The organism is Paenibacillus sp. FSL R7-0204 (assembly GCF_038002225.1).
Classification (GTDB): Bacteria; Bacillota; Bacilli; order Paenibacillales; family Paenibacillaceae; genus Paenibacillus_AQ.
This window is the reverse complement of record NZ_JBBOCA010000001.1, coordinates 5,048,959-5,069,365: the sequence shown is the minus strand read 5'-3', so window position 1 is coordinate 5,069,365 and position 20,407 is coordinate 5,048,959. Positions and strand designations below refer to the sequence as shown.

General features: G+C 48.4%; 20 protein-coding genes and 1 tRNA gene. 19 read left to right on the top strand and 2 right to left on the bottom strand.

Going from position 1 to position 20,407, the window contains the following annotated elements; translation table 11 throughout:
* Positions 1-46 precede the first annotated feature (46 nt).
* From MKX42_RS22355 to MKX42_RS22345, 3 genes are read left to right on the top strand one after another with little or no spacing between them, the layout of a single operon-like run.
* Entirely contained in the window at positions 47-268 is a 222-nt protein-coding gene (locus MKX42_RS22355; protein WP_340754711.1) for a hypothetical protein, read from the top strand.
* A 19-nt stretch (positions 269-287) separates the two neighbouring features.
* Positions 288-1,079, top strand: coding sequence for an SDR family oxidoreductase (locus tag MKX42_RS22350; protein ID WP_340754709.1), 792 nt, complete (start codon positions 288-290; stop codon positions 1,077-1,079).
* Positions 1,076-1,753 (top strand): AlkZ-related protein, encoded by a 678-nt coding sequence (locus MKX42_RS22345; protein ID WP_340754707.1) that lies wholly within the window; start codon positions 1,076-1,078, stop codon positions 1,751-1,753. The genes MKX42_RS22350 and MKX42_RS22345 overlap by 4 nt, the downstream gene beginning before the upstream one ends.
* A 497-nt stretch (positions 1,754-2,250) precedes the next feature.
* Here the strand turns inward: MKX42_RS22345 and MKX42_RS22340 are convergent, their stop codons facing one another.
* Positions 2,251-2,709 carry a hypothetical protein gene (locus MKX42_RS22340; RefSeq protein ID WP_340754705.1) on the bottom strand — a complete coding sequence of 153 codons (459 nt, stop codon included), beginning with the start codon at positions 2,707-2,709 and terminating at the stop codon, positions 2,251-2,253.
* A 180-nt stretch (positions 2,710-2,889) separates the two neighbouring features.
* Here MKX42_RS22340 and MKX42_RS22335 point away from each other — a divergent pair.
* From MKX42_RS22335 to MKX42_RS22280, 12 genes are all read left to right on the top strand, one after another.
* A tRNA-Leu gene (locus tag MKX42_RS22335) sits at positions 2,890-2,973 on the top strand.
* 186 nt (positions 2,974-3,159) lie between these two features.
* Positions 3,160-4,023: a MurR/RpiR family transcriptional regulator gene (locus MKX42_RS22330; protein ID WP_340754703.1), complete on the top strand. Its 864-nt coding sequence runs from the start codon at positions 3,160-3,162 to the stop codon at positions 4,021-4,023.
* A gap of 392 nt (positions 4,024-4,415) precedes the next feature.
* A complete protein-coding gene (murQ, locus tag MKX42_RS22325) occupies positions 4,416-5,321 on the top strand; it encodes an N-acetylmuramic acid 6-phosphate etherase (protein ID WP_340754701.1) in 906 nt (301 codons plus the stop codon).
* Positions 5,322-5,379: 58 nt separating this feature from the next.
* Complete coding sequence (locus MKX42_RS22320) at positions 5,380-6,819, top strand: ABC transporter substrate-binding protein (RefSeq protein ID WP_340754699.1); 1,440 nt, start codon at positions 5,380-5,382, stop codon at positions 6,817-6,819.
* A gap of 115 nt (positions 6,820-6,934) precedes the next feature.
* Entirely contained in the window at positions 6,935-7,837 is a 903-nt protein-coding gene (locus tag MKX42_RS22315; protein ID WP_340754697.1) for a carbohydrate ABC transporter permease, read from the top strand.
* A 17-nt stretch (positions 7,838-7,854) separates the two neighbouring features.
* A complete protein-coding gene (locus MKX42_RS22310; RefSeq protein WP_340754695.1) occupies positions 7,855-8,715 on the top strand; it encodes a carbohydrate ABC transporter permease in 861 nt (286 codons plus the stop codon).
* The gene (locus tag MKX42_RS22305; RefSeq protein WP_340754693.1) at positions 8,715-9,935 is read left to right on the top strand and encodes an anhydro-N-acetylmuramic acid kinase; all 1,221 of its coding nucleotides are present in this window, start codon (positions 8,715-8,717) and stop codon (positions 9,933-9,935) included. The genes MKX42_RS22310 and MKX42_RS22305 overlap by 1 nt, the downstream gene beginning before the upstream one ends.
* Complete coding sequence (locus tag MKX42_RS22300; RefSeq protein WP_340754692.1) at positions 9,935-10,903, top strand: GNAT family N-acetyltransferase; 969 nt, start codon at positions 9,935-9,937, stop codon at positions 10,901-10,903. Before MKX42_RS22305 ends, MKX42_RS22300 begins: the two co-directional genes overlap by 1 nt.
* 2 nt (positions 10,904-10,905) lie before the next feature.
* Complete coding sequence (locus MKX42_RS22295; protein WP_340754691.1) at positions 10,906-11,610, top strand: PIG-L deacetylase family protein; 705 nt, start codon at positions 10,906-10,908, stop codon at positions 11,608-11,610.
* 1 nt (position 11,611) lies between these two features.
* The gene (locus MKX42_RS22290) at positions 11,612-12,754 is read left to right on the top strand and encodes an exo-beta-N-acetylmuramidase NamZ family protein (protein ID WP_340754689.1); all 1,143 of its coding nucleotides are present in this window, start codon (positions 11,612-11,614) and stop codon (positions 12,752-12,754) included.
* 17 nt (positions 12,755-12,771) lie between these two features.
* Complete coding sequence (locus MKX42_RS22285) at positions 12,772-14,334, top strand: glycoside hydrolase family 3 protein (RefSeq protein ID WP_340754687.1); 1,563 nt, start codon at positions 12,772-12,774, stop codon at positions 14,332-14,334.
* Between the two features lie 12 nt (positions 14,335-14,346).
* A complete protein-coding gene (locus tag MKX42_RS22280; protein WP_340754686.1) occupies positions 14,347-15,267 on the top strand; it encodes an N-acetylglucosamine kinase in 921 nt (306 codons plus the stop codon).
* 107 nt (positions 15,268-15,374) lie between these two features.
* Here the strand turns inward: MKX42_RS22280 and MKX42_RS22275 are convergent, their stop codons facing one another.
* The gene (locus MKX42_RS22275; RefSeq protein WP_340754685.1) at positions 15,375-16,589 is read right to left on the bottom strand and encodes a GNAT family N-acetyltransferase; all 1,215 of its coding nucleotides are present in this window, start codon (positions 16,587-16,589) and stop codon (positions 15,375-15,377) included.
* Between the two features lie 316 nt (positions 16,590-16,905).
* Between MKX42_RS22275 and MKX42_RS22270 the strand changes: the two genes are divergently transcribed.
* The 4 genes from MKX42_RS22270 to MKX42_RS22255 all read left to right on the top strand — a co-directional run bounded on the left by MKX42_RS22270 (position 16,906) and on the right by MKX42_RS22255 (position 20,377).
* On the top strand, positions 16,906-17,241 hold the full coding sequence (locus tag MKX42_RS22270) for a MazG-like protein (RefSeq protein WP_340754683.1): 336 nt from the start codon (positions 16,906-16,908) through the stop codon (positions 17,239-17,241).
* A gap of 137 nt (positions 17,242-17,378) precedes the next feature.
* Positions 17,379-18,284 (top strand): ketopantoate reductase family protein, encoded by a 906-nt coding sequence (locus MKX42_RS22265; RefSeq protein WP_340754681.1) that lies wholly within the window; start codon positions 17,379-17,381, stop codon positions 18,282-18,284.
* A gap of 131 nt (positions 18,285-18,415) precedes the next feature.
* Positions 18,416-18,823, top strand: a complete 408-nt coding sequence (locus MKX42_RS22260; RefSeq protein ID WP_340754679.1) for a hypothetical protein — start codon at positions 18,416-18,418, stop codon at positions 18,821-18,823.
* A 207-nt stretch (positions 18,824-19,030) separates the two neighbouring features.
* Positions 19,031-20,377 (top strand): citrate transporter, encoded by a 1,347-nt coding sequence (locus MKX42_RS22255; protein ID WP_083684870.1) that lies wholly within the window; start codon positions 19,031-19,033, stop codon positions 20,375-20,377.
* Positions 20,378-20,407: the final 30 nt, after the last annotated feature.

The window sequence follows — 20,407 nt, the reverse complement described above, 5'->3', positions numbered from 1 at the left end:
CAGGTTAAGTTTGGACAAGCTAAGGCTAGAGAGGGGAAAGAGAATTATGATCAGCGATGAACAACTGGATGCCTACCGGATTTCCGGTGAGCGGGTAAGAGTCGTGCGCGACGGGCTGGCGAGCAATGATATCAGAGGGATCGTGCTGGCCTGGGACGAGACCCAGGTGATGATCCGGCGTCCGAACAAGCATGTGGTGAAGCTGGACCGGAGATACTTGTATCAGCCGGTGAGCGAACCCAGACCGGAAGCCTATACCCCAGAATGAGCGGAGAACGGAGGCCACGATGAGCCATCATAATAAAATAGCGATCGTCACCGGCGGGGCGGGCGGAATCGGGCGCTGCATCACCGGGGAATTACTGAAGGCCGGAGCAGTGGTTGCCTGCATCGATACGGATTCAGCCGCCGGGCGCTGGCTGGAGGAGCGGTATGGCACAGAGCGGCTGTTCTTCTATGCGGGCGATATTGCGCAGCAGTCCGTGCTGGATGATTTCACCGCACAGGTAATCAGCCGCTACGGACGGGTGGATTTCCTGATTAACAATGCCTGTATCAGCCGTAAAGGGCTGCAGTCCGAGTGCAGCTATGAGGATTTCGAGTATGTGCAGCGGATCGGAGTGACAGCGCCATATTATCTGACGCTGCGGCTTAAGCCGTATTTTGCTCAAGGAGCTTCTATTGTGAATATCTCCTCCAGCCGGGAGCGGATGTCGCAGCCGGATACCGAGAGTTATACTGCGGCCAAAGGCGGAATCGGTGCATTGACCCACGCCCTTAGTGTAAGTCTGGCCGGTAAGGCCAGGGTTAATGCCGTCAGCCCGGGCTGGATTGATACCACCGCTTATCACGGTACAGAGGAATCGGCGGAGCCGGTTCATACAGAGCCTGACCGGCTGCAGCATCCTGCGGGACGGGTCGGAACTCCGGCGGATATCGCGGCCATGGTGCTGTTCCTGTGCAGTGAGGCTGCGGGATTCATAACGGGCGAGAATATTACAATCGATGGCGGGATGAGCAAGCAGATGATTTACCACGGAGACGGGGGCTGGACCTACCACCCAGGAGGGCAATTATGAAGCTGCCGGTTATAAAGAATGCCGGGGAACTGGCCGCGCTGGTGCGGGAGATCGGGTACCTGCCCTTGTTCCGCTGTGAGATCGCAGGCTTCTCTCTGGAGGAATGCACGCCTGCGGGCTACTGGTTCGTGAAGGATATAATCGGGCCGTGGGAATGGCGCGAGGAGATTGCGGCCGGGGGCGAGATCGCTTATGCGAAGCTTTTTAACAAGAAGGCTGGTTTCATCAGCAGAGAATGGTATCCGGACTTCGCCAATTACCGCCGGGACGGTTATGATTTCGATGCCAGATATGATGACGGACTGGCCTCCATGGCCAGCAAACGAATCATGGATGTGCTGCTGGAGCATGAGGAGGGGCTGCTCTCCAGTGACCTCAAAGGACTGTCCGGCTTCGCGGCCAAAGGTGCCAAGGGCTTCGACACAGCCATGACGCTGCTTCAGATGCAGACCTACATTACAGCCAGCAAATTCGACTATAAGAAGGACAAGCATGGCCGTCCCTACGGCTGGGGAATCGGGCGTTATGCCGTGAGTGAGCATGTATTCGGAGCAGACTATGTGACTTCACGTTACAACGATCAGCCCGGGGCTTCCAGGGAGCGAATCATGGAGCATACGGCGAAGCTGTTCCCGGAGGCAGGATCGAAGCAGCTCGAGAAGGTTGTGAAGTAAGGAAAAGCATTGTGCCGGTTAACGGCAGGAAAGGGCCGGGGTGCCACTTGGGTCAAATGTAATCGAAAAACCGATTACAATGGCTCGCGCGAAGGTAGCTGGACCAAATGTAATCGAAAAACCGATTACAATGGGTCGTGTGGAGGTAGCTGGACCAAATGTAATCGAAAAACCGATTACAATTGCTCGCGCGGAGGTGCCTGCTCCAAATGTAATCGAAAAACCGATTACAATTGCTCGCGCGGAGGTACCTGCTCCAAATGTAATCGAAAAACCGATTACAATGGCTCGCGTGGAGGCACCTGCTCCAAATGTAATCGAAAAACCGATTACAATTGCTCGCGTGGAGCTACCTGTACCTGTACTCCAGACGACAAAGTCTAATCAAACCACTCCCCGTCAACGTATCATATATTGATCTGCACCCGCACCAAGAGCCTCGTCCAGAATAGGACGAGGCTCTTATGTCAGCAGTACAATCCATTACAAGGTGCGGCTTAGATGGACATGGCCAACTGTTCGACTTGTTCTTCCCGGGGAAGGACAGAGGCAAGCTCGGCACCCAGTCCGAGGTAGGCGCGCATACGCTGCATCATTTCATTACGGAAGCCGGGCCATAGAATATGGATCTCGCCAACATAGCCCCGGCAGTTATACTCGGCGGTAACTCCGCGCTGATCCTGGCGCACAGTGCTGATCTTGAGCTGACTCACGGTCAGCTCGCGGGTAACCTCCTGCAGCATCAGGGATGTCTTCTTGGTAGCGCTGGATACCAGCTCCATGTAGAGCTGGGGAGTCTTGAACAGACCGCTCTTGCCGATGGCACGGCAGTCCCGTTCAAATACTTTATGAATAAACGTTAGCAGCAGATAGCTTCTGACCAGGGACAATTCATCTTTGGTTATATTCTCAGGGATTGTTGGTGTATTTAGGGGGTGTCTCTTGGTAATCGCCATTATAAATCACCTCATTTATAGTATGCGAACCTTTGTTCTCATTATACACCGGATCCGCAAATAAAAGCAATATTTTACTTGCAATTTATGGAACGAAATTTACATTAAAATAAACTTGACTTCATAATTCCGGCATGGTAAGATCTATCTTGTGACTGCGCAAGCAAGTCAACTGAATATGCGGTCATGGCGGAATTGGCAGACGCGCTGGCTTCAGGTGCCAGTGGTAGCAATATCGTGGAGGTTCGAGTCCTCTTGACCGCATTACCTTAAGAATGAATCAGCTCTTGAATCCGTCTTTTTGACGGTTCAGGAGCTTTTTGTTTGATTGGTTAGTTCTGATTGATAATAGGAATTAAGTGTGCCAATATGGTTTTGCTATTGAAATGGGCCACCTGTATTGTTTATGATAATATCTATGATATTCAATAAATCTTGAGTAGGTAGATTATGAATTTAAATGACAATATATTAATCAAGATTCGTGAAATGCGGGACAGCTTTACTCCGGTTGAACGGCTGGTCGGGGATTATATTCTGGAGAACAAAGAAGAGATTCCCCATTTATCCATTAAGGAATTGGCCCAATCGAGTAAAACAAGTGATGCCTCAGTCCTGCGGTTCTGTAAAACAATGGGCTACAGCGGATACCGCAATTTTATTGTGAGTATATCGGCTTCTTTGGGTTCCCGTGATGAGGATGCAAAGGCCCAATATACAGATATTCAGCCGGGTGACGAGCTCTCGACCATTATTTCAAATATTTCACTTAATAACATGAAATCCATTGAGGACACACTTAGTGTGGTTGACCGGAAAGAGATTGCAAGAGCAGTAGAAGTGCTGTGCCATAGCAAAAGAATTGTTTTCTTTGGCATAGGGGCATCAGGAATCGTGTGTATGGACGGGGAACAGAAATTCTCGCGCATTAACAAGATGTGTCATGCTTATACGGATGGCCATAGCCAGCTTACTGCAGCAACCTTACTCGGCAAAGATGATGTGGCCATTTTTGTTTCGAACTCTGGTGCAACCAGTGACATTATCGATGCCCTGATCATTGCCCAGAAGAATAAAGCGACTTGTATTGCGGTTACCCGGTACAACAAAAGTGAGCTTGCAGTGCGGGCGGATATTGTTCTTAGCATATCTACCCCTGAAATAACGATCCGCAGCGGCGCCATGGGCTCGCGTATTGCAATGCTGACGATCATCGACATCCTGTTTGCCGGGGTTGCCAGTGCAGAATACGAGCAGGTAAAAACCTCTTTGACCAATACGCATAATATTTTGAAGAAAAAACTCAGATATTAAGTTCTGACAAGTGAATGGATTTGGAGGAAGCATTGATCGATCATCGGTCAATGCTTTTTTAATTCCCTTAGCCATGTCAGATTATCTGCATCATCAAATGATTGGTTTTGACGAATCTGATGATTCGTTTTTCAAGAATACGGCAGAAGGAGTGATAATAACGTTTGACAAAAGTGGAAATTGTATATTGTAAGCGCTTTATAAATGTGATATAACTGATTATGCAAGACAATGAAATAAAAAATCGGAATAATACTCATAAATAAAATTTTATTTCAAAATCTATTGACGATTTTTGGGATATACATTAGTATAAAATTAATAAATGTATGGTATTCTAACACAAGTTGTTAGATATTTGTAATTTATATTTAACCAGAAGGAGGATGACTATGAATGACTACCTTGCGGGATTAACCACAGAGGCCGTAAATCCGGACACCCTGATGATTGATGAATGTACGACTGAACAAATGGTCCAGTTAATGAATCAGCAGGATGCTCTGGTCTCCGCAGCCGTCGCCAACGAAATCCCGCAGATTGCAAGGGCGGTAGATATTCTGCACCACAGGCTGTCTGCTGGCGGGAGAATGTTTTACATAGGAGCCGGCACATCCGGAAGATTGGGTGTTTTGGACGCTTCCGAATGTCCTCCTACCTTTGGTACAGATCCTTCCATGGTACAAGGATATATCGCTGGGGGTGATATTGCTTTACGGAGTGCGGTTGAAGGCTGTGAAGACGATGAGGAGGAAGGGACCGCATTAGCCGAAAGCATCGGGGTGACAGACCAGGATGTAGTTATAGGCATTTCGGCAAGCGGGAGTGCCAAATTTGTGATTGCAGCTTTGGCGAAGGCGAAGGAGCTTGGGGCAGCTACCATCGGGGTGTGCAACAACAAGGACTCCAAGTTTGAACCCATTGCAGATATTTGTATTTCACCTGTTGTAGGACCGGAGGTCATTAGCGGCTCGACCCGGTTAAAGGCGGGAACGGCTCAAAAGCTGGTGCTTAATATGCTGACCACATGTACTATGGTCAAGTTAGGTAAAACGTATAACAACTTAATGGTTGATTTAAAAGCCAGCAATTTCAAGCTGGTAGACCGCTCCCTCCGCATTATTATGAATACGACGGGTGTAGACACCCAAGCCGCCTCAGAGACGCTTGAAAAGGCAGGAATGAATTGTAAGCTGGCCATCATGATGATTAAAACGGGGTTAGACGCAAAGGCGGCAGAAGCAGCGCTTGAAGCCAATGGAGGACGCCTGAAACAAGCGATCCTATCATTGAATTAAGGCGCAGGAAATGGAATCACCGGATGGATGCTTTTGAAAACTAAGGAGGCTGCTATCGATGAAAAAAAGAAACGGTTCAAAGCTACTTTTGTCCGCAATCATGATGATGTCGCTGTTATCCGCCTGTGGAGGGAAAGCAAATAACACTGCGGATTCTTCAAACTCCGGAAACACAGGCAGCAGCGGTGCGGGAAAAGATACGATCACCGCATTATTACCTCCGGTATCGGCTAATTACCAGGCCCGTTTTGCTGATATGGAAAAAGAATTTAATGCACTGCATCCTAATTTGACGCTGAAAATCGAACCGGCCAGCTGGGAAGATATGACACAAAAGCTGGATACACAAGTCAATGCAGGCTCCCCTCCGGATATTGCCTGGATCGGTGCATCCGGACTTTCGAAATATGCAGCACTAGATGTACTAATCGATCTGAACCCAGTCCTATCTGACGAAATTAAAGCGGATTATGACGAAGTTCCAATGAAATACTTTCAATTGGGTGACGCCCAGTACGGCCTGCCGGCGTATATGGAAATCCACACGATCGGCGGTAATAAACAATTCCTTGAAGAAGCCGGAATTGACTGGAAGAGTGTTCAGCAAAACGGCTGGACCTATGATGAGTTCCGGAAAGCTATTGCAAAAGGCGTAGTAAAAAATGATAAAGGTGAAACCAGCCGTTACGGTTTCGTATTCGCGACATCCGGTGTAACCTCTAAAGATTACCTGGCGATTCTTGCTAAAACGGCAGGTCTGCCGGATTACTTCGACAATGACCTCAAATACACGTATACAAGCAAAAAATTCCTGGGCCTGCTGACAGCGATCCGTGAAATGATCGACGATGGTTCTATGCCTAAAGAGCTAAGCTCCATCGATGCCGGCAAACGCTGGAATATGTTCCTGACCGGCCAAACGATGATCACCGGTAAAGGCTTGTCGGCATTTGAAAACTCCGCCCGTCTGAACAATGAGAAAATTAAAGCGAACGATGGATCAGCTGTTGCGGATTCTATCGAAGTGGATTACATTTCACTTCCGGTACCAACCTTCAACGGTGCCGATTATATCCCTACTTCCATAGTGGATGGTTATATCGCACTCCGCGGTAAAAAAGAGCCTTCAGAAGAGCATATCAAAAATATTGCCCTGGCGATGAACTTCCTGTCCTCCGGTTCGATTGCTGCCAACTACAGTAATGAGCTGTTCTTAACACCAATTACCGAGTCTGCACGTAAGGCAGAAGTGCTTGAAAAGTTCCCGCGTAACGAAGACAACGTTGCTGCAGGTCAAGCTATGATGGCCAAAGCGCTCCCGGCCCGTACAGATATTCCTACGGAGCAGGCTGCTGAAGCGCTCAAAATTGAAACAGAAGTGATCATTCCTAAACTGCAGGCCTTGCTTGCCGATGAGATTACCCCGCAAGAGATGTATGATGCAGTTAAAGCAGCTGCCGTCAAATCCTTCGGTGAAGATGGTGTGGTCGCGGACTAGATTGCCATATAGACTGGCCTGTAAAGTGAAAGCTGTACGAAGCTTAGACGTACAGCTTTCCTTCTGAATGTAAGCAAGCAGAAGGTATTTTTTTGAAGAAGAGAGGTGCGGCCCAATGAATCAAATGTTGACCAAAAGAAAGAAGCTGAAGCTCGAAAGTGACTCTGGCTGGGGATACGCGTTTATCGCAGTAGCACTTATCGCGTTTTCTTTATTTACTGCCTATCCGGTAATCAATGCCTTTATAATCAGCCTGCAGGAATATCGTCCGTTAGGGTCCACTTATGTCGGCCTGGAGAACTTCGTCAATTCCTTTTCAGATGAGCTGTTCTGGAAAGCATTGAAGAATACCTTAGTCTATACGCTGTTAACCGTTCCATTTAATATTTTGCTGTCGTTCCTTGTGGCCATTCTGATTATGCCTTTTAAGAAAAGAACACAAACTATATTCAAAGCAGTGTATTATTTGCCGGCTGTAGCTTCAGGGGTATCGCTTGCTGTCGTATGGCTGTGGATCTTTGATCCGTTAAAATCAGGTATTGCCAATCAAGTGGTTGGATTTTTTGGAATCAGTAATCAGAACTGGCTTGGTTCCAGTGCAACGGCCATGTTTTCACTTGTATTAATGTCCTGGCTGTCAAGTCATGGTACAGCGATCATTATCTATCTGGCTGCATTGCTCAGTATTGATAACAGTTATTATGAAGCAGCTGACATTGATGGAGCGACATTTTTGCAAAAGCTGCGGTTTATTGTCATCCCTTTCCTTAAGCCAACCACGCTATTCCTGCTGGTTACAGGGGCCATTGGTTCCTTCCAGGTGTTCCAGAACGCTTATCTGATGACAGGCGGCGGACCGGACCATGCCACAACTATGGTAGGATTGTTGATCTTTAACAATGCGTTCACATATTTCGAGTTTGGTGAGGCAGCGGCCCAATCCTTACTTCTGGCAGCGGTTATTGCCCTGATCTCATTCGTTCAATTTAAGATTTTAGGTAAAGACATAGAATACTAGGAAAGGGGCAGAAACCTATGGGGTTGTTCAACAATAGTATCAAAAGCAAAGGGTCTCTGTTCGCCCGTAATGGTCTGATCATTACATGCCTTCTCCTGTTTGCCGCAGCGACCATTTTCCCGATATACTTTATGATCATTTCCTCGTTCGGTGATCCGGTAGAAGCTGGCGCTATGAGCTATTCGATTATCCCGTCGAAGATTTCCTTCGAGTCTTATAAATTCTTTTTTAACTTCAGCGCCCATTCCTGGGACTGGTTAAAAAATTCTTTTATTGTAGCAGCTTGTATTACGGTATCCAACGTATTTTTCGCCACGCTTGCAGGATACGCTTTTGCCAAAATGAAATTTAGAGGAAAAGGCATTCTGTTCGCTATTCTGCTGGGGTCCATGATGATCCCTACTCAAGTCACCCAGGTTCCGCTGTATATATTGATCGTCAATATTTTTGAATTGCAAAATACGTATACAGCGCTGATTATGCCAAGCATTGTCACGGTGTATAACATTTTTCTGGTCAAGCAGTTCATGTCTTCCATTCCGGTGGAAATTATTGAAGCTGCCAAAATCGAAGGCTGCTCCCAGCCTAAAATCTTCTGGTATATCATTATGCCGCTGTCCAAAACGGTTATGGCCGTGCTGGCGATTCTAACGTTTATGGCAGCATGGAATGACTTCTTCTGGCCGTTCCTGGTTACCAACACGATGGATATGCAGACGATTCAGGTGGGGCTCAAAAACTTCCGTTTTGCGAACACCACTTACTTTGCACCTATGATGGCCGGGGCAACCATTTCTGCCGTTCCGATGTTTATTTTGTTCTTCAGCTTACAAAAGTATTTCCTTGAAGGAGTAGCCGTCGGAGCGGTGAAAGGGTAATGGGCGGCCCGGCTGAAGTAGAGGTTACCTATCTGGTTGGCCTGATGTCCGGCACATCGGTAGACGGTATTGATGCAGCGGTAATTAAACTTTCGTCTAGGCCGGACAAAGAGTACGGAATAGAGACGGAATTGCTGGCTTTTGAGAACACTCCGTTTCCCGCGCATGTCAGAAGCTCGATATTCGAGCTGTTTGATCCTTCCAAGGCTACGGTGGATAAAGTAGGCGCAATGAACATGTGGCTTGGGGAATTATACGCCCGGGCAGTAGTGTCGGTGATCCGCAACTGCGGACTTGTGCCTTCCCAAATATTTGCGATAGGATCACATGGCCAAACGATCTACCATGCACCGGAAGAGAAGACGATGGACGGCTATAACCTGCACTGTACGGTGCAGATCGGGGAAGGTGCAGTGATAGCGAACCGGACGGGCATTCCCTGCATATCAGATTTTCGGGTTGCTGACATGGCAATGGATGGACAGGGGGCGCCGCTGGTGCCTTTTACTGAATATTTATTGTTTAACCATCCGGAGAAAACATCACTTCTGCAGAATATTGGAGGAATAGGGAATATAACTGTTCTTCCTGCAAATGCTTCTTCCGAAGAGGTGTATGCTTACGATACAGGGCCCGGGAATATGATTATTGATGGTCTTGTGTCCCATTTATTCGCGCCAATGACGATGGATGCCGGCGGTGAAATTGCTGCGGGCGGTGAGGTTATTGATCAGCTTTTGAAATGGATGCAGCAGGATGAGTATTATAGTATGCCTTTCCCGAAATCGACGGGCAGAGAACGGTTTGGACAACAATATGTTGCCCAAATACTTCAGTTGATGGAGGAGCATCACTGGAAAGCTGAGGATGTAATTGCCACGGCAACACGCTTGACGGCATGGAGCATTGCCGACAGCTATGAACGGTATATTGCCCCGCAGCATCAGGCTCAGCGATTGCTGGTTGGCGGCGGCGGGAGCTATAACCTGACGTTATTGCGTGATTTGCGGCAGTTATTTGCTCCCTTCGGAGTGCAGGTGCTGACACAGGAGGATATTGGCGGCAACAGCGATGCCAAGGAAGCCGTTGCTTTTGCTGTGCTGGCTTATCATACGATGAAACGTCTGCCGAATAATATCCCCCAGGTAACCGGAGCTTCCCGGCCGGTAGTCATGGGCAAAATTTCTTGGCCCTACCCGGAACACAGGGGGTTTGAATAATGCAAATCAGACTCTTCTCCATGGAAGATCTTTCTGGAGTGGTAGCGCTCTGGAACCGGGAGGCTACGAAGTATGACTACAAGCCGTTTACAGAGCAGGATTTTCAGGACACATTCATAAATCATGCTTATTTTGATGCGGAGTGTATGTGGGTAGGCTGTAATGAACAAGGGATTGCCGGTTTTGCAGCTGGCTGCAGCGGGGATGATCTTCCGCTCGGCGATGTGGCGGGCTATATTACGACCGTAATTATCGATCCGGGTGCCGCTTCTTTAGAGCTGTACGATGCCTTTGTGCTGCGCATGGAAACAAGGTTTCAGCAGCTTGGGAAAAGTCAGGCGGAGGTCCTGTTCTTTAACCCTGTTAAGCTGAAATGGACGATTCCCAGCGCACCGCAGCATGAACACAATAATGCCCCGGGTATTAGTAAAGACCAGCCGTTATACGATGCTTTAATCGCCAGAGGGTATGCAGACCGGGCGACACAATGCGGCATGTACCTGAAGCTGGGTGACTTTAGTGTTCCTGAAGATATTGCCGGCAAAGAAAGCAAAGCAAGCAGAGAAGGCTATCAGGTTACTCATTATGCCCCCGCTGTTCATAAAGGGCTTGATGCCATGCTTGCTGCCTTGCGGAATCCGCAGTGGGAAAAGGATGTAGCTGCGCATGTAAAGAATGGTGAACCCCTTGTGGTGGCTGTTCATGGCAGTGAGGTTATAGGTTTTGCAGGTCCAATTATGGTCGAACCGGATGGCCGGGCATTTTTTTGCGGGATCGGGGTACACCCGGAGTATGAGGGACATGGTCTAGGCAGTGTCTTGTTTTTCCGGATGGTAGAAGCTTTTCAGACTTCAGGCTGTCAATATATCTCTTTGTTTACTGGCAGCAATAACCCGGCTCTTCGAATCTATCAACAAGCAGGGTTTCAGATTGAGAAACAATTTGCCATATTGCGGAGGGAGCTGTAAGGATGAGCGGAAAGCTGACAGTCTTAGCGATTGGAGCGCATGTTGGGGATGTAGAATTGGCGTCCGGCGGTGTACTGGCCAGCCATAGCTTGAGAGGAGACCGTATCGTAACCCTGGCTTTAACTCCTGGTGAAAGAGGCGTACCGGCCGGGCAGGATATGAAAGAGTACCGTCAGCAAAAAATCAAAGAGGCTGAGCGTTTTGCGGATATGCTGGGCGGTGAAGCCGTTGTTTTTGATTATTGTGACGGAGAGCTGCCTGACAATCAGCAGATTCGGATGGAGGTCTGCGATGTGATCCGCCGCGTGAAGCCGGACATGATCATCACCCATTGGAAAAACAGCATGCATAAGGATCATGCACTGACCCATTATATCGTGAACGATGCAAGGTTTTTTGCCAGCCAGCCCTCTTTTGAACGTGAGCTTCCTGCTCATTTTGCAGCAAAGCTGTATTATTCCGAAAACTGGGAAGATGCTGTAGACTATGTCCCTTACGTATACGTGGATTTCGATCAGGCGGCTTATGATTTATGGATTGAGGCGTTAGGCCGGCATTGGTTTGTGACGAACAGCAAATCTTTTAAATATATGGATTACTATAAAGCGTTGGCCGTTGTCCGGGGCTGTGAAGCAAGAAAAACTTATGCCGAAGCCTTCATGGTCCCTGCCGAGACGATGAAAATCAGACAATCGGGGCTTGCGTGATATGGTATTAAACGGGATTGATTCTATTAAGAAGTATCTTCATTTGTTTGAAGGTAAACGTGTGGGGTTAATTACAGCGCCGACAGGGCTTGCCAAAGATTTCAGATCCACCATTACGATATTACACGAGAATTGTAATCTTACGGCCATGTTCTCGCCTGAGCATGGTGTCCGCGGAGATCTGGATGCAGGGGCATGCGTGGAGACGTATACGGACCCTCTTACAAATGTTCCGGTCTACAGCCTGTACCGCAAAGATTCCAAACGGTTAACAAAGGAAATGCTGGAGAAGGTAGATATCCTTGTGTATGATATCCAGGATGTTGGTGTACGGTATTATACCTTCATTTATACGATGCTGTATGCCCTTGAGGATTGTGCTGCGGCAGGTGTGGAATTTGTTGTTCTCGACCGGGTGAATCCGCTGAACGGGGTGAACGTGGAAGGAAATATCCTACAGCCCGGCTTCAAGTCCTTTGTCGGGAATTATGAGCTGGCGGTCCGGTACGGCCTGACCGCAGGTGAAGTGGCTGTCATGGCCAATGATCAGATGAACTGGAAGGCATCGCTTCATGTCGTTCGTCTGGAAGGCTGGGAACGGAGCATGTCCTTCCCGGATACAGCCTTGACCTGGGTTCATCCTTCACTGGGAATCCCCCGGTATGAAACAGCGTTATTATATACAGGCACCTGTTTATTTGAGGGAACCAACTGCTCCGAAGGAAGGGGTACAACCTTCCCCTTTGAAATGATTGGAGCTCCCTTTATTGAGGCGCAGCAGCTGGCAGATGAGATGAACGCATTGCGGCTTCCAGGCGTGTATTTTCGTCCGGTTCATTTCAAGCCAACGGCCTCCAAGCATTCTGGAGAGCTGTGCGGCGGCGTTCAATTATACATTACAGATCGCCAGGTGATCAAGCCGTTAGAGGTTGGCGTAACCTTATTATTTACGATCAGGGACATGTTTGAGCCCTTTGCATTTCTGCCTCCCGTGAAGGAGGGCTCACGTCCTTTTATTGATTTGCTGGGCGGAAGCAGCGTCTACCGGACAAAGAATATTCAGGCTAAGCAAGTGTTCGAACAGTTCGCAGAGGACAGCAGGCAATTTGCACAAATGAAGCAGCAGTATCATTTATATTACTAGCGGGTGGTGAGCAGCGGATGAGAACGATAGAAGAAATGAGCTTGCGTGAGAAAATCGGGCAAATGTTCGTAACAGGCTTTCCGTCAACGGAGATGTCCCCTGAGCTGAAGGAAGTCATTGAGCAGTACAAGATCGGGAATATTATTTTATTCTCACATAATATCAACAATAAATATCAATTAGGCGGGCTTGTTGCTGAACTGCAGCAATGGTTCACCACACATGCAGGCATTCCGGGCTTCATTACGATTGACCAGGAAGGCGGCCGGGTGACCCGAATGCCCAAGGACGCGACGAATGTAGCCGGAGCCATGGCCATTGCCTCTTCAGGACGCCCTGAAAATGCTTATGCAGCGGGGAGAATAACGGCCCGGGAGCTAAAAGCATTAGGCATTAATTTCAATCTTGCGCCCGTGATGGACGTTACCAGTAATGCGCTCAATCCAGTGATCAACATCCGCTCTTACGGGGATTCTGTGGAGACGGTATCGCAGTACGGGATTCAAATGATGAAGGGCTTGCTCGACGGCGGCGTTATGTCCTCGCTGAAGCATTTTCCCGGTCATGGGGATACTGATGTCGATTCACACATTGGCTTGCCTGTCATTAACAAAACGGTGGAGGAGCTGGAGCAGCTTGAGCTGCTGCCGTTTAAGGCTGCCATCGGGCAGGGTGCCCAGGCCATCATGAGCGCACATATTTTATTCCCCCTAATCGAAAGGTCCGGCGTGCCGGGAACAATGTCTTATACCATTATTACAGAGCTGCTTAAAGAGAAATTGGGATTTAAGGGGCTGGTTGTATCCGATTGTCTGGAAATGGATGCGATTAAACGCTATTACGGGACGGCAAAAGGTGCACTCGAAGCCGTTAAAGCAGGGATTGATCTGGTATTCATCAGTCACACGCCTGCAACGGTTAAAGAAGCGGTTCATTTAATAGAAGAAGCTGTAGCGGCGGGTGATTTGGATGAAGCGGTTATTGATGCAGCTGTTGCCAAAATTTTAGCCTATAAAGCCCGCTATACGCATGTTGGGGAACCGGATTACGGGATCGTGGGCTGCGAAGTTCACCGCCGGGCGAACGAGCTGATGCGTACGGAAACGATCTGCCTGATTAAAGGTGAGACCCAGCCCGTTCAGGCAGGGGATGGGCAGGTCTTGTTTGTGGGCTCCTATGCCTACCGGACCGACCTGGCCTCCAGCAGTGTGAATCAGGAGGTTAGTTTCCCGCAGTATATGGGTGAGCATTTTGCTGCAGCGTATGAGCTGATCAGTATTGATCCGGACGAGGAGCAGATTAGCGAAGTGCTACAAAAGGCTGAAGGGTACAAGCATGTGGTTATCGGGCTGTTCAATGCGCGTGAAAATACAGGCCAGCTGGCGCTTGTGCAGAAGCTTGTGGCAGCAAACTGTAAAGTAACGGCAATTACACTCGGTCGGCCGTATGATTTAGCTTTAATCGAAGGCGGGTTTTGCGGCATTGCCGCCTTTGAATATACTCCAGATGCGTTCAAGTCCCTTATCCCCATCCTGAATGGTGAGATTACACCTGCTGCCAGTATTACGATTCAGCTATAGGGGGACATCAGTATGGCATTTATTGTTGGCATGGACGGGGGCGGCACCAAGACAGCTGTCATTGTTACTCATGAAGATCAGGAAGAGCCTGTACTATCCTTTTCCGTTGGGCCTATTAATTATAATGGCGGTGATGCCGGGGCTATTGCTGCTGCTTTCGGGGAGATTTTTAATCAGATCAGGTCCTGCTGCACAAGCCTTGCGGAAGTTCTTCATGTATGTATAGGAGCGGCAGGCGTAAGCAATCCGGCAGTAGCCGATTTTTTGGAGCAACAGGTGAGAGATAACGGCTATAGAGGGCCGCTAACGATTACCGGTGATCAGGAAACCGCACTATATGGAGCCCAGAATGCGATGCAGGGCATTATTCTCATTGCCGGTACAGGCTCCATTTGCTTCGGAGTTAATGAAACAGGAGAGCGGCACCGCACAGGAGGCTTTGGCCATCTGATTGATGATGAGGGAAGCGGCTACTATATCGGACGTGAGCTCTTGTCCGTGCTGGTTCAGGCAGAGGACGGAAGAATAGCGGATACGATGATTCCGGCGCTGGTCTATAAGCAGCTTGGACTTGGTACGGTGCAAGAGGTGATAGGTTTTGTCTACGACAAAAACACAACGAAAAAAGATATTGCAGCGCTCGCCCCGGTGATGACGGCAGCATGCGGGCTCGGGGATGCCCGGGCGCTAAAACTGGCGGAGCAATGTGCAGCCCGTCTGTTTGAGCTTGTGGTGCCTGTGATTGAGCGGCTGGAATTATATGAGAGCAAGGTTGCAATTGCCGGAAGTGTGCTGCAGAAATCGCGTTTTGTAAGAGAGGCATTAGAGCGGAAGCTTGTCCGCAGCTACCCGAAGACCCAACTGATTATGCCTGTTCATAATGCTGCCTATGGTGCGGTACTGCTTGGGAAATCAAAAATGAGTAACGGGTAATCCTATGAATGAAGCAAAGAAAGGGAGTGCTATAAGTCCGGCAGTTTTGGACTTGCGGCACACCCTTTTTTCTTTTAGTAAACCAGCTATCAGCCAAAATGTACCGGTTAAAATTTGTCGGTTAAATAAAACACGGCCTGCTGCTTCGGGAACAGGGCCTGCAGAATATCAGCATGTCGAGCAGAGGCCCCAGCTTCAGCTGCGCCTTCCGCAGAATAGCCGAAGATGATATAAGAGATCAGATCCCGCTCATCCACTTCTATGGATATCCGGGACCCGGCCTGACTATTCTCGGAAACGGAAAGCCGCTTCTGGCGGTAGTCGAGGCTGATCTTGTCCTCCCCGCATTGCAGCGTTATGAACAGCTCCTGTTCTGCCATCTGGTCATTGCCGTTAAGGCGCTGCTCCAGTTCAGGCTGAAGCTTGTGGAAGGTAGAATACAGGTTGATCATTTTCCACATTGCCATATGGATGGGAACGGGCTCTGCCTGAAGCTGCTGATAATAGGCATATAGCTTGTGATCCTCAGGGAGCATCGCCATGATGTGCTTGGCATTCGGCCGGAGACGGCATAATTCATGAAATAAGTACTGGGCGCCGTCAACTGCTTCATCTAGGTATATGAATTCGTTGATAAATACCTGTTCGGTGTCCTTTTTTTCTATAATGCCATAAGCGACAATTTTATGATGATGCTGAAGCAGCAGACAGTCCGCCTTGTTCCATTCCGGCCAGCGGATCAGATCCTTCCAGTAGGTTTCATTACGTACTACGGTATAGGTGCGGTTCTGATTGAATTGTTCATAAATACCACGGATATCATCAAGATAACGGGGCTCAAAGGGTATAATTGCGTAACCGTCCGGCTGCCCGCCCCACGCCTGATTTTCAACAGCGTAAGCAGTCTCAGGAATTAGTCTCCAGCCGGCCTTCTCATAAAATGCATGCTTGCTGGCCAGAAGTAAGCTTATATCATAATCGGCTTCTCTCATGTAGTCTGTTTGTGCAGCAAGAATTTTGTGTGTCAGCCCCATGCCGCGATAATTGGGATCTGCAGCGACGCTGCCCATGGCACCCGTGTGCAAGACCGCTTGGCCGACTCTGATGGAGAGGGGAAAGATTTGAACATTGGCAGCAACCTTGCCGCCGACCGTCGCAAACCATGTGGTATCCGGGTCATATGAGGTGTCGAGGTCTAATCTTTCCTGGAAATACCCCCGGCCTACGGCAAAACATTCATCTAAAATATCGTAAATCTGTTCAAGCTGTTCTCTGCTCGGCCTGTTGGTTACGCTGATATTTTGTTCTGGTGTTGTCGTCATCTGTTCTTTCCTCCCGGGTCGCCATGTTGAAAATTATTATCATAATTAGATCTTAATGTTGAAAATAAATTTCGTCAACAACCGCTTAGGCGTTGCCATGGTGCTCCAGCGATGAATTTATTTCATTTTAATTGCTAACTAATACATTTCACGAAGTTCTGAAGCATGAGGGGATTGCCCGGTTTTTTGATTCCGGCGCTGAATTTGATGACATGAAGCGGAAATATGCTTTTGTCACCCGGGTACTGGAAATAACCGTTATGTCCGCTAAGCAAATGCTGTAGCAACAATATGAACCAGGAGGAGGTTAAACAAAATGGACGAAATGAAGAAGGGGCTGAGCTTTAAAGAAATGATTGAGCGTTCTCTCGTTATAAGAGAACGCTATCACAGACTGGAGCAGCATCATGGGACAGAGTGGAGTGTGGAAGAGGATGCGCTTGCTTTTTTGACAGATGCCGCGTTAGTTGGACGGTTGACAATGTCTGAGCAGAAGCGTTGGCCCAAAGGTGGTGATACCCGGCCTGAACTGGAGCATAAGCTTAGCGAGTGTATCTGGTGGCTTATTATTCTGTCGGAGCGGATGGAGATTGATATCAGTGAATCCATGGAAGTATTCCTGTCAACCTTAGAGAAGCAGCTACGAGGCTGAAGGTATCTTGGAGGGCTACCATCCGACACATCGCAAGATATTGATGATTGATCAGGGAATTCTAAAGCTTTATGATCATATCATGCAACACGATGTTGGATGATTCAAAGGAATACGAGTAGCCAGGGGGAATTGAAATGGCAGCACAGCCCGTCAGAATTTTAATTTTCGGTGCAGGTGTCATCGGGAGTATTTACGCAATGAAGTTTATGGAAGCGGGATATGATGTTAGTCTGTTTGCACGTTCGGACAGATTCAGACGTTTACAAGAAAAAGGCCTGCAATATAATGACAAAGGTACAGTCAGAACGGTTCCGGTGAAGGTCATTGATACACTCGAAAATGATGATGTTTACGATTTTATTTTCGTTACCGTTCGTTATGACCGGGCCGAATCCGCGTTGTTAGCGCTAAAAGATAACCAAAGCCCGAATATCATTACGATGACCAATAGTCCGATTGGATTTTCTTCGTGGCTTGGGATTGTAGGGGATAGACTTTTACCGGCATTTCCGGGCTTCGGCGGACAGATCAAAGATGGGGTCCTGTACGCCCGGTTCATGCCCAAGTTTCTAGTGGCTACTTCATTTGGAGAAATGAACGGCGCAGTGACAGAGCGCATCGTAAAGCTCTCACAAGTATTTCAAGCCGCCAAGCTTCCCTACGCTATAAAAAAGGATATGCAGGCATATCTAATTACTCATTCTGTATCAGACATTGCTCTACTGGGCGGTTTGTATTCCGGCAATCAGGAGATTAACTCTATAACACCGGGAACCAGAAAGACTGCACGCAAAATAACAGTTACTTTAAAAGCGTATCTAAGGGCAATCCGCAAAGCGGGTATTGCTGTTGATCCGCCCGTTTTTAAAATAGTCCCCAAACTCCCAAGCTTCATGCTGGATGTTCTCTTCATTGCCTGGCTGCGCACGAACATGGTTAAGGATATGATGATGCCGGATTATGCGTATGCTGCGAATCAGGAGGTTGTGCGGCTACAGAATGATCTGACGGAATTTCTATCTATGCAGAACGGCGGATGAAAGCATAAATTGGCTGCTACCGGATAGTCGCATGCTGTACAATTAAAGCCTGCGAAAAATGGTTAAGTGTATTACATAACTACTGCCTGTACAACTAATTCTGCTTCAATTAAACCAAGGAGTGAGCAACCATGAGCTGGGATGTATTTATTATGAAAGCGAAATACGATTTTGAAGCGCCGGAGGAAGAGCAGCCCCCAGTGCCTCCCCTGGGGCAACGTGATGAAATCATTGAGAAGCTGACCCGCCGCCTTCCGAACCTGGATTACCGGGATAAGGCTTGGGGCGTCCTTGAGGGCGAAGGGTTTTCGATTGAGTTCAACACAGGCGATGAGGAGCTCGTGGATTCCATCATGCTGCATGTCCGGGGCGGGGGAGCGGTGATGGAGACGATCCGGTTGGTCTGTAAGACACTGGAGGCTTTTGCGCTGGATACATCGGATTCCGGCTATATCGACTTTGATCAGCCTGAAGCAGCGGAGCAATCCTGGGAGCAATTTCAGAAGTATCGTGACCAGGTGATTAACAATCATAACTGAAGAGCTTGAAGTGAACAGAGGCGCAGGAGGGATCACATCTGCAGCCTCTGTTTTGCGTTTTGAAGTGTTTGGAAATAACATGCAGAAGGGTATTGACGCCCAATGAAGTAGCATGTTAATATTTTCACGTGGCAAACTAACATGTCAGTATACCCAAATAGCATGTTAGCATGTTAACTCATTTATCCTACTTCAGGAGGTTATTTTGTGGATGTGGCTAATGTTGTAATCGGTTTCATTATGGTCTTATCATTTTTTGGATTGGTGTGGTATTGCGTCAAGGGGTATAACCTCATGGTTGGCTTCTTCGTCATGTCGGTGCTGTGGACCTCGATTGCTCTGATCGGAAATAGCATTCATCCTACCTCCGTGATGGAGGGTAAGACCTTCATTGACGTACTGACGAATGTGTTCCAGACGGGGCCTGAGAATTACGGGAAGGCGATACTGGTTAATATTTTCTTCGGCGCCTTCTTCGGAAGAGTCCTGATCGACACCGGGATTGCCGCTACGCTGATCCGTAAGGTCGTTGAGCTTGGAGGAGACAAACCTAGAATCACCATGTCTCTGCTATGTATCGTTACCGCTGTAATCTTCACATCCATGACGGGGATCGGCCCGGTAATCTCCATTGCTGTCATCGTGCTGCCGATCATGCTGTCGCTCGGGATTCCTTCACCGATTGCCTTGTTCTCCTTCATGGGCTCGATCATGGCGGGAATCTTCGGGAATATCGTGAACTTTAAGCAATATCAGGCGATATTTGCAACAGCCAACGAAAGTTATGCCAGCTACGACTATAATACATATTTCAAATTCGGCATGATTGCGATGGCTGTATCTTTGATCGTGGTTCTTGTGGTATCTAACGTGATGATGAACCGGAAGCTCTCACGGGCCTGGGCGGCCACACCGGATAGCGGAGCTACTGTAGATGCACCTGCTATCTCCTGGATCTCGATCATTCTGCCGGTAGTAGGTGTGGTGGTGCTCAAGGTTCCGATCATTTTTGGATTTATCTTCGCCGCCCTGTTCGCCTTGCTGACCTGCGGCAAGCTGAAGGGTGGTTTTGCAAGCGTTTGCAGAATGCTGTCGAAGCAGTTCGCGGACGGAGCCATTGATGTAGCGCCGATGATCGGCTTCCTGCTCACACTGTCGATGTTCAATAATGCGGCTACCTATGCTTCCCCGTATTTCAAAACCCTGCTGGATGGCGCAATGCCGCAGACCGCGCTGCTCTTGTGTATTGTCTTCGCCATTCTGACACCGCTCGGCTTCTTCCGCGGCCCGATGAACCTCGTCGGCTCCGGTTCCGCGATTCTGGCTGTGGTCGTAGCGACTGCCGCCTGGCCGGTGCAATTCCTCTATCCGCTGTTCGCCATTACTACCGTTGCACCGCAGCATTTGGACGTTACGCAGTCCTGGGTTGCCTGGGGCTTCGGCTATACGAAGGTTCCGGCCAAGGAATACATGAAGATGTCGATTCCTACCGGCTGGATCATCGGGATTATCCTCTGTGCGGTTGTATTCTTTATGTACGGCAATCTGGTGTAGCACACTATTAATGAAGAGAAACGGAGAAAT

What these genes read in the sequence shown, in the direction of transcription:
- MKX42_RS22280 (WP_340754686.1), top strand. Translation starts at nt 14,347, where the DNA reads ATGGCATTTATTGTTGGCATGGACGGGGGCGGCACCAAGACAGCTGTC.
- murQ (WP_340754701.1), top strand. Translation starts at nt 4,416, where the DNA reads ATGAATGACTACCTTGCGGGATTAACCACAGAGGCCGTAAATCCGGAC.
- MKX42_RS22275 (WP_340754685.1), bottom strand. Translation starts at nt 16,589, where the DNA reads ATGACGACAACACCAGAACAAAATATCAGCGTAACCAACAGGCCGAGC.
- MKX42_RS22265 (WP_340754681.1), top strand. Translation starts at nt 17,379, where the DNA reads ATGGCAGCACAGCCCGTCAGAATTTTAATTTTCGGTGCAGGTGTCATC.
- MKX42_RS22270 (WP_340754683.1), top strand. Translation starts at nt 16,906, where the DNA reads ATGGACGAAATGAAGAAGGGGCTGAGCTTTAAAGAAATGATTGAGCGT.
- MKX42_RS22260 (WP_340754679.1), top strand. Translation starts at nt 18,416, where the DNA reads ATGAGCTGGGATGTATTTATTATGAAAGCGAAATACGATTTTGAAGCG.
- MKX42_RS22355 (WP_340754711.1), top strand. Translation starts at nt 47, where the DNA reads ATGATCAGCGATGAACAACTGGATGCCTACCGGATTTCCGGTGAGCGG.
- MKX42_RS22330 (WP_340754703.1), top strand. Translation starts at nt 3,160, where the DNA reads ATGAATTTAAATGACAATATATTAATCAAGATTCGTGAAATGCGGGAC.
- MKX42_RS22340 (WP_340754705.1), bottom strand. Translation starts at nt 2,709, where the DNA reads ATGGCGATTACCAAGAGACACCCCCTAAATACACCAACAATCCCTGAG.
- MKX42_RS22320 (WP_340754699.1), top strand. Translation starts at nt 5,380, where the DNA reads ATGAAAAAAAGAAACGGTTCAAAGCTACTTTTGTCCGCAATCATGATG.
- MKX42_RS22300 (WP_340754692.1), top strand. Translation starts at nt 9,935, where the DNA reads ATGCAAATCAGACTCTTCTCCATGGAAGATCTTTCTGGAGTGGTAGCG.
- MKX42_RS22310 (WP_340754695.1), top strand. Translation starts at nt 7,855, where the DNA reads ATGGGGTTGTTCAACAATAGTATCAAAAGCAAAGGGTCTCTGTTCGCC.
- MKX42_RS22305 (WP_340754693.1), top strand. Translation starts at nt 8,715, where the DNA reads ATGGGCGGCCCGGCTGAAGTAGAGGTTACCTATCTGGTTGGCCTGATG.
- MKX42_RS22315 (WP_340754697.1), top strand. Translation starts at nt 6,935, where the DNA reads ATGAATCAAATGTTGACCAAAAGAAAGAAGCTGAAGCTCGAAAGTGAC.
- MKX42_RS22345 (WP_340754707.1), top strand. Translation starts at nt 1,076, where the DNA reads ATGAAGCTGCCGGTTATAAAGAATGCCGGGGAACTGGCCGCGCTGGTG.
- MKX42_RS22295 (WP_340754691.1), top strand. Translation starts at nt 10,906, where the DNA reads ATGAGCGGAAAGCTGACAGTCTTAGCGATTGGAGCGCATGTTGGGGAT.
- MKX42_RS22350 (WP_340754709.1), top strand. Translation starts at nt 288, where the DNA reads ATGAGCCATCATAATAAAATAGCGATCGTCACCGGCGGGGCGGGCGGA.
- MKX42_RS22290 (WP_340754689.1), top strand. Translation starts at nt 11,612, where the DNA reads ATGGTATTAAACGGGATTGATTCTATTAAGAAGTATCTTCATTTGTTT.
- MKX42_RS22285 (WP_340754687.1), top strand. Translation starts at nt 12,772, where the DNA reads ATGAGAACGATAGAAGAAATGAGCTTGCGTGAGAAAATCGGGCAAATG.